The 4,328-nt window shown below is 29.0% G+C and carries 3 protein-coding genes, 2 tRNA genes and 2 rRNA genes; 6 read left to right on the top strand and 1 reads right to left on the bottom strand.

Annotation, left to right across the window (positions count from 1 at the left end):
* Positions 1–126: 126 nt before the first annotated feature.
* From rrf (I2A75_RS17750) to I2A75_RS17730, 5 genes are all read left to right on the top strand, one after another.
* A 5S ribosomal RNA gene (gene rrf, locus I2A75_RS17750) occupies positions 127–243 on the top strand.
* 6 nt (positions 244–249) lie between these two features.
* A tRNA-Lys gene (locus tag I2A75_RS17745) sits at positions 250–325 on the top strand.
* Positions 326–571: 246 nt separating this feature from the next.
* Positions 572–1,522: an L-lactate dehydrogenase gene (locus I2A75_RS17740; RefSeq protein WP_195266927.1), complete on the top strand. Its 951-nt coding sequence runs from the start codon at positions 572–574 to the stop codon at positions 1,520–1,522.
* Between the two features lie 376 nt (positions 1,523–1,898).
* Positions 1,899–2,015: ribosomal RNA gene (rrf, locus tag I2A75_RS17735) — 5S ribosomal RNA — on the top strand.
* A 6-nt stretch (positions 2,016–2,021) separates the two neighbouring features.
* A tRNA-Lys gene (locus I2A75_RS17730) sits at positions 2,022–2,097 on the top strand.
* A gap of 86 nt (positions 2,098–2,183) precedes the next feature.
* Here the strand turns inward: I2A75_RS17730 and I2A75_RS17725 are convergent.
* A complete protein-coding gene (locus I2A75_RS17725) occupies positions 2,184–2,933 on the bottom strand; it encodes a signal peptidase II (protein ID WP_195266926.1) in 750 nt (249 codons plus the stop codon).
* A 175-nt stretch (positions 2,934–3,108) separates the two neighbouring features.
* On the opposite strand from I2A75_RS17725, the gene I2A75_RS17720 reads away from it, so the two are divergent.
* On the top strand, positions 3,109–3,912 hold the full coding sequence (locus tag I2A75_RS17720) for a pyruvate, water dikinase regulatory protein (RefSeq protein WP_195266925.1): 804 nt from the start codon (positions 3,109–3,111) through the stop codon (positions 3,910–3,912).
* The last annotated feature ends 416 nt before the right edge of the window (positions 3,913–4,328 follow it).

The raw sequence follows: 4,328 nt of genomic DNA, 5'->3' as shown, positions 1-4,328 counted from the left end.
TGATAGGTCAGAGGTGTAAGTGTGGTAACATATTTAGCTGACTGATACTAATAGGTCGAGGGCTTGACCAATAAAAAAACAGGCTTAAAATTAATTCATGTGCAATTTTCAGAGAACACTCTGAAATCTGGTGATGATGGCGTAGAGGAAACACTCCTTTCCATTCCGAACAGGAAAGTTAAGCTCTACAGCGTCGATGGTACTGCATGGGAGACTGTGTGGGAGAGTAGAACATTGCCAGGTTATCATGCGTTATTAGCTCAGTTGGTAGAGCACCTGACTCTTAATCAGGGTGTCCCGGGTTCGATCCCCTGATAACGCACCAAAATCCTAAACATTTGTTTAGGATTTTTTTATTTTGAAAATTATTTTTTGGAAATTTCTTTGAAATTTATTAGAATATGAAATTTTATTAATATTGATTGGTTAATTTATAATAAATAATATCTATAATTTAGGGTATACAAAAAATAAAAATAACTTTTAGATAATATGATTTTAAATTATTTTTACATGATGAAAAGATGCTATATAATTTAAAAAAGAGAAATTTAGACTGGAGGGAATATATATGTTTTCAAAAACAAGGAAAGTAGCTATAGTAGGAACAGGATTAGTTGGATCCAGTACAGCATTTAGTTTAATAACACAAGGGGTTTGTGATGAAGTATTAATGATAGATATTAATAGAGAAAAAGCTCTTGGAGAAGTGATGGACTTAAAGCATTGTATAGAATATTTAAATAGAAATACAAAGATAAGAGTTGGATCATATGAAGAATGTGGTGATGTAGATATAGTTGTAATAACTGCTGGAGCGCCACCAAAGCCAGGGCAAACGAGATTGGATTCACTGGATTTATCAGCTAAGATAGTAGAATCAATAGTAGACCCTATTATGGAAAGTGGATTTAATGGGCATTTTATAATAATATCAAATCCGGTAGACATAATAGCTAATCATGTATATAAGATATCTGGATTACCTAAAAGTCACGTCATAGGAACAGGAACATCAGTTGATTCTGCAAGATTAAAGAATTTTATAGGAGATTTATTTAATGTTGATCCTAGAAGTGTTCAAGCTTATTCTATGGGTGAACATGGAGATTCTCAAATGGTTCCATGGTCTCATGTTTATATAGGAGGAAAGCCTTTTAATAAGGTTATACAAGATAATAAAGATAGAGTCGGAGATGTAGATTTAGATAAATTAGTTTTAGAAACTGCTCAAGCTGGATGGGAAGTATACAATAGAAAAGGAACAACCTATTATGCTATAGCAGCTGCTACTGTAGGTATAATAAAAGCGATTATAAATGATGAGAATAAAATAATACCAGTATCTACATTATTAGACGGTGAATATGGTGAATATAATGTATTTAGTGGTGTGCCAGCAGTTCTTAATAGCGAAGGTGTGAAGGAAGTAGTAGAAATAGATATGACGGATGAAGAACTTAAAAGATTTAAAAAATCTAATGACGTTATAAGGGAGTATATAGAAAAATTAAATAAATAATTTAAGTGCTGTTTATAAGAATAACGATATTTTTATAAATGGCACTATTTAATTCTTGAGATAAAGTATAAAATAAATTATATAAGTAACGTGTTATAAATTATTTCCTCTAGTTTTCAAGTGCATGTATGTAGAGGTTAGTTGATTTTAGGCAAATTTAATTTTAGAAGAATAACTCAATAAGTAAATATGTATATGCTATCGGTAATGAATAAAAGCTTTGAGATTGGATAAAATAGAATCGAATTAAAGTCGCATATTTACATATAAAATTGAATTAATTTATATTAATAAGAAAAAATAAAATAATTTTTAAAAAATATGTTGACATATGGACAATATGTCTATATAATAAATTCTTGTTGAGAGAAAAATATCTGGTGATGATGGCGTAAAGGAAACACTCCTTCCCATTCCGAACAGGAAAGTTAAGCTTTATAGCGCCGATGGTACTGCATGGGAGACTGTGTGGAAGAGTAGGACGTTGCCAGGTTCATACGGTTTACTAGCTCAATCGGTAGAGCACTTGACTTTTAATCAAGGTGTACCGGGTTCGATTCCCGGGTAAGCCACCAAAAATCACTTCAGTAATGAAGTGATTTTTTAATAAGAACTTGCTTAGCATTATATATAAAAAGAAAGGATTTTATTCCTTTCTTTTTTATTTTCTCAATATATCATTTTTCATAAATTTTAAAAATTTCTTTATAGATTGTAGATCATCTTTTAATGTTGAAGAATCTTCTTCTTTGAAATAGCCATTAATATAAATTAGCATTATAAAGAATAATATTCCTAAATTAATATACATATCTTTTATATCTGCTATGAATAGATTGCTAATTCCTATAAAGTCCAGGCTACCTCCATAAAAGATTTTATCTATCAATGAACATAGGGCTCCAGATAGAATAAATAAAAATGCCATGTCTGACCAGAACTCTTTATTTCCTTTAGATAAATAATATCTATATACTTCTATAAATAGTATTACTGCTAGCGCATTTAATATTATCAAAGCAGAAAATCCCACTCCAAGGCCAAATCTTGCATTAAGCCAAGATCCATCTGTATTAATTATAGGATCAAAGGAAAGAAACTTTGGTATGATTTCAAAATAGTTATCGAAATAGAAAAGTTTTATTATAAGTTTTATTCCTTGATCTATTAACATAAGTATAAGGAAAATTACAAAAACTATTTTGCTACTAAATCCATTATAATATTTTTTGGATGTAATGTATATTATCCAGCCTGTAAATGCAAATATGATAGTTAATAATAAATTCATACCTAAAGTATAAAAACTATCTACTCTGCCAGTGATAATTTCAAATGCAAAGTATAATAACCACATTATAGGGAGCAATCCTATTGTTAGCCATTTATCTTTATTAAATTTGTTAGTCATTTTATCCTCCTACAGAAAACTTAAGATATTAAGATTTTATCATACATAGGTATAAATTACATATAAGGATAACAAATTATTTTAAATACTGATATAATTAAAGTGAAAATACTGAATATTTACGTTATTTAGATAAATAATAAAATAACGGCATACAACATAGGAGGGGATTGAAGTGTTAAAAATTTTTGCAGTATCAGATTCAATAGGGGAAACAGCTCAGCAAGTTGCACTGGCAGCATCAAGTCAATTCAAAGGAGAAGTAGAGGTAAAAAGAGTTCCCTATATTAAAGGATTAGAAGATATAGAAGATTTAATGAGAGAGGTTAGTAGTTGCGAAAAGTGTATGATAGTTTCAACTATAATAACTGTAAATGTAAGAGAATATCTAACACAAAAGTGTTTAGAGAAAAATATATCAGTAGTAAATGTACTTGGACCAATAATAAATGTAGCTTCATCTATATTAAATAAAATGCCTGATAATAACCCAGGTGCAATGTGGAAAACCGATGAAGTTTACTTTAAGAGAATTGAGGCAATGGAATTTGCTATGCAATATGATGATAGTAAAGACTACAGAGGACTTAAAAATGCAGATGTTGTACTTATAGGATTATCAAGAACATCAAAAACACCATTATGTATGTATTTAGCTAATAAAGGAATAAAAGCTATAAATATACCCCTTATGCCAGAAGTAGAAATACCAGCGGAACTTTTTGAAGTAGATAAGAAAAAGATCTTTGGATTAGTAATAAATCCTCTACAATTAATAGAAATACGAAAAAGAAGATTAGATAAATTTCATAGAATGCCTACAGGAATTGAATATGCAAGTGATGCTAGAATTTTAGAAGAATTTGATTTTGCAGATAGAATAATGAGACGATTAGGATGTAAAACTATAGATGTTACTCAAAGAGCGATAGAAGATACTGCGTTAATAATACTAGAAGCATTGGGGCACCAAAAGTAAAATACTAGACATATAATCTGTTATCTATAGCTGCATTAGAGTTTTGGATAACAGATTATTAATTATATTTATATTAACCTATAAAAAGACAAAAACACCTATAAAATAATTGTTTTCAAAATAAATCTATAATTTTATTAAAAAATATGATTAAATATGTTGACAATAGTTTTTTTTAATGATAATATTTATTCATCGCCTAAGGCAAGTCAAGTATTTTAAAAAACAATAAAAAATATGTTGACATAAACGACTTAGGATGATAAGATAAGAAAGTCGCTTGAGAGCGATGAAGAAAATGGTCTTTGAAAATTGAACAGAAAATAAGTTAAGTAAAATAAACCAGCAATTCTTTTAGACGTCTTAAAATTAAGACTCAAAGTAATTTGAGCGAAGAGATTAAACTTTTTATTGAG

The sequence above is a fragment of the Clostridium sp. 1001275B_160808_H3 genome, from assembly GCF_015550425.1.
GTDB lineage: Bacteria > Bacillota > Clostridia > Clostridiales > Clostridiaceae > Clostridium.
The sequence above is the reverse complement of the archived record's forward strand: the minus strand, read 5'-3'. Positions and strand labels throughout refer to the sequence as shown.

Coding starts and splice junctions, on each gene's coding strand:
- I2A75_RS17740 (WP_195266927.1), top strand. CDS start 572: ATGTTTTCAAAAACAAGGAAAGTAGCTATAGTAGGAACAGGATTAGTT.
- I2A75_RS17725 (WP_195266926.1), bottom strand. CDS start 2,933: ATGACTAACAAATTTAATAAAGATAAATGGCTAACAATAGGATTGCTC.